Origin of the sequence: Mycobacterium sp. (genome assembly GCF_035697385.1) — a bacterium.
GTDB lineage: Bacteria > Actinomycetota > Actinomycetes > Mycobacteriales > Mycobacteriaceae > Mycobacterium.
The window spans coordinates 1-3342 of record NZ_DASSCY010000290.1; the positions used below are offsets into that span (position 1 = coordinate 1).

The following is a 3342-nucleotide window of genomic DNA, read 5'->3' on the forward strand; positions in this document are numbered from 1 at the left end:
GTTCGCGACGGTCCCTGCGACCACGAGGATCGTGAATCTCGGGTTCCTGGCGAGAGACAGATCGACGAGTGGCCAGCGCACCCTGTTCTCGACGACCACGAACACGGCCAGCGCGAGGACCGATCCCGCGAAGGCCAACACCGTCCAGGCCGACAACCATCCCCAACTAGGTGCGCGGTCAAATGTCAACGTGAACAACCCGATTCCGAAGGTGACCAAGGCAAGCCCGGCGATGTCGATGCGACGCGGCACGGACTCATCGGACGATTCGGTGATAGTGGATGCGCCGATGACGAGGGAAACCAGCGTCAGCGGAACATTGAGCCAGAAGATCCACCGCCACCCGACCGTGTCAGTGAGCAGCCCGCCGATCAGTGGCCCCGCCGCATTGCCCAATCCGGCTATGCCATATGCCAACCCGATGGCGTGGCCGGCCCGCACCGCGGGAAAGGCGTTGGTCAGAACACTCACAGAGACAGGGAAGATCAGCGCCGCGCCGAGCCCCTGCACCGCACGGAACGCGATGACAAGCGTCGCCGACGGTGCAAGCGCACACAGTGCCGACGCGACGCCGAACAACGCCACCCCCGCAAGCAGGGCCCGCCGACGGCCAAAGATGTCACCGACGCGGCCCGCCGGGACCATGAAGGCACCGAGCGCGAGCATGTAAACGCTGATCACCCATTGCAGATCGGTGGCCGTGCTGTTCAGTTCTGAGGCCATCCGCGGCAGCGCGAGATTCATCGCAAAGTAGTCGATCTGAACACAGAACAGCGACATCGAGACGGCCGCCAGGATCCAACGGGACCGCACTGTTCCCGCCGCCGAGGTCACCGCCCGACGATACGGCTCACAACCGCGAGTTAGGCGCTAATCTGACACGCGAACCGTCGACCAGATCAGGAGCGTGGCAAATGTTGGGGCGTTACATCAAGGCTCAGCTCTGGGTTCTGCTGTGTGGTGGGTTGGTGGGGCCGATCTTCCTCGCCGTGTACTTCGTAGTTGGGCCGATTGCCGGGACCTGGTTGTTCTATGTCGGCCTGCTGATCACCGCTGCCGACGTGTTGATCGCGCTGGCGCTGGCGAGCTTCGGCGCCAAGTCGGCGGCCAAGTCACAGGCGCTCGAGCAAAACGGTGTGCTGGCACTGGCCCAGGTGACCAACATCCAGGAGACGGGTACGCGGATCAACGAACAGCCGCTGGTGAAGCTCGATCTGCAGATATCGGCCCCGGGCATCGCCCCCTTCGCGTCGCAGGACCGCGTGATCGCATCCATGACGCGGCTACCGATGATCATGAACCGCAAACTGGTCGCGCTCGTCGACCCAACTACCCACGAGTACCAAATCGATTGGGACCGTAGTGGTTTGGTCAGTGGAATGATGCCGGCAAACTTCACCATTGCCGAGGACAACAAGACCTACGACCTCACCGGCCAAACCGAGCCGCTGATGGAAATCCTGCACATCCTCAAAGCCAACGGCATCGGCTTGAACAACATGATCGACCTCCGCTCCAACCCGGCTGCCAGGCAACAGGTTCAGGCCGTCGTCCGGCGTGCGGCGACGGCACAACCAGCGCCCGCCGATCCGGCGCCCGCGGCCGCACCACATGCGGCCGCGCAACCGGCGTACATGGCACCACCCGTGCAGTCGGCCGCGCAGCGGCTGCAGGAACTGGAGACCCTGCGCGCGACGGGCACGATTTCGGAGGACGAGTACAACACGAAGCGCCAGCAAATCATTTCCGATTTGTAATACTTCCAGCGCAGGACGCTGCTAGCGTCAGTGGGATGTCGGCCTGCGCTTGGCCGTTAGGTGTGTCGTGATGACGGAATCGCCAGAGACACAGGCGGTTCGGCCACCATCGCTGAACGATGCCATCCTCCCATTGGTTGCGCTTGCCGTCCTCATCGGCACTTCCATCGCGTTGTTCGGTCTGGAAGCACTGGACGGTCCCGTCCAGGTCGCTCTGGTGCTGTGCTGCGCGGTCGCCGCCCTGATAGCGCTCAAGAACGGGCATCGGTGGACTGCCGTGCAGGAAGCCGGCCAGGGTGCATTGGCGTCGATCACCAGTGCGTTGTTCATCCTGCTCGCGGTGGGCGCGCTGATCGGGACGTGGAATCTGTCGGGCACGATCCCGACCCTGGTGTATTACGGCATCCAGGTGCTCTCGCCCGGATACTTCTACGTCGCAACCGCGCTCATCTGCGGAATCGTGGCGTTGTCCATCGGAAGCTCGTGGACCACAGCAGGAACCATCGGCGTCGGCCTGGTCGGGATCGCGTCGATGCTCGGGGTGTCGGCGGCGATCACCGCAGGCGCTGTCATCTCAGGGGCCTACCTCGGCGACAAGCTATCGCCATTGTCGGAGACGACCATTCTGACCGCGCAGATGGTCGAGGTCGACCTCTACACGCACATCCGCAGCCAGGCGTGGACGTCGGTCCCGGCATTCGTGATCGCGGCGGTGGCATTCACCATCCTCGGCATCGCCGGGCCAGCCGTGCACGACACCGTCGGCGAAGACGTGGAACTGGCCAAGCTCAGCGAGATCTTCTGGATCAACCCGCTAAACCTCTTGCCGTTGCTGGTTCTGGTGATCCTGTCGATGCGCAAGGCGCCGGCGTCGCTGGCGTTGCTGGCCTCGGCTCTTTTCGCCGGTGTTCAGGCGACAATCCTGCAGCGCGATGTGGTCAACGGATTCGTCGCCGAAATCCACGGCAGCGCCAACGCCGTCGTTGGCTCCGTGCAGGCGATCTGGCGCTCGATGGCCAACGGCTTCACGATGAATTCGGGTATCGGCGACATCGACCGGCTGCTGTCGCGCGGTGGTATGGACAGCATGTTGCTCACCATCTGGCTCATCATCGGTGCGGTGACGTTCGGAGCGTTGCTCGAGCAATTCGGCTTGATCGACCGGTTGGTGCGTCCGATGATCGCCGCGGCGAAGACGACAGGACGACTCTACCTTTCGGTTTTCGCCAGCGGCATCGGTCTGAATATCGTTGCAGGCGACCAATACATCGCGCTGGTGTTGCCGAGTCGTATTTTCCGGCTAGAGTTCGAGCGGCGCGGTCTTGCGCCACAGAACTTGTCGCGACTGGCTGCGGACAGCGGCACGGTGACGTCAGCGCTGGTGCCCTGGAATTCCTGCGGAGCCTTCATGGGTGCGGTTCTCGGCGTAGCCACGTTGTCATATCTACCGTTCGCGATCTTCAACATCGCCAGCCCGCTGCTCAGCGTCGTCTATGGATTCACCGGGTTCAGAATCGTGAAAACCGCACCGGCGGAGAAGATCGGGGACGTTTCATGACCACCACCGAACCACAGACTGAACAGG

General features: G+C 62.9%; 3 protein-coding genes. 2 read left to right on the top strand and 1 reads right to left on the bottom strand.

Features of this window, described 5'->3' with window-relative positions; translation table 11 throughout:
- Positions 1-834 (bottom strand): MFS transporter (locus VFH65_RS24835; protein WP_353325136.1); only part of this gene is annotated, 834 nt, incomplete at its 3' end.
- Between the two features lie 80 nt (positions 835-914).
- On the opposite strand from VFH65_RS24835, the gene VFH65_RS24840 reads away from it, so the two are divergent.
- Both VFH65_RS24840 and nhaC read left to right on the top strand, forming a co-directional pair.
- Positions 915-1757 carry an SHOCT domain-containing protein gene (locus VFH65_RS24840; protein WP_353325137.1) on the top strand — a complete coding sequence of 281 codons (843 nt, stop codon included), beginning with the start codon at positions 915-917 and terminating at the stop codon, positions 1755-1757.
- A gap of 70 nt (positions 1758-1827) precedes the next feature.
- Positions 1828-3315 carry a Na+/H+ antiporter NhaC gene (gene nhaC, locus VFH65_RS24845; RefSeq protein ID WP_353325139.1) on the top strand — a complete coding sequence of 496 codons (1488 nt, stop codon included), beginning with the start codon at positions 1828-1830 and terminating at the stop codon, positions 3313-3315.
- The last annotated feature ends 27 nt before the right edge of the window (positions 3316-3342 follow it).

What these genes read in the sequence shown, in the direction of transcription:
- VFH65_RS24840 (WP_353325137.1), top strand. Translation starts at nt 915, where the DNA reads ATGTTGGGGCGTTACATCAAGGCTCAGCTCTGGGTTCTGCTGTGTGGT.
- nhaC (WP_353325139.1), top strand. Translation starts at nt 1,828, where the DNA reads ATGACGGAATCGCCAGAGACACAGGCGGTTCGGCCACCATCGCTGAAC.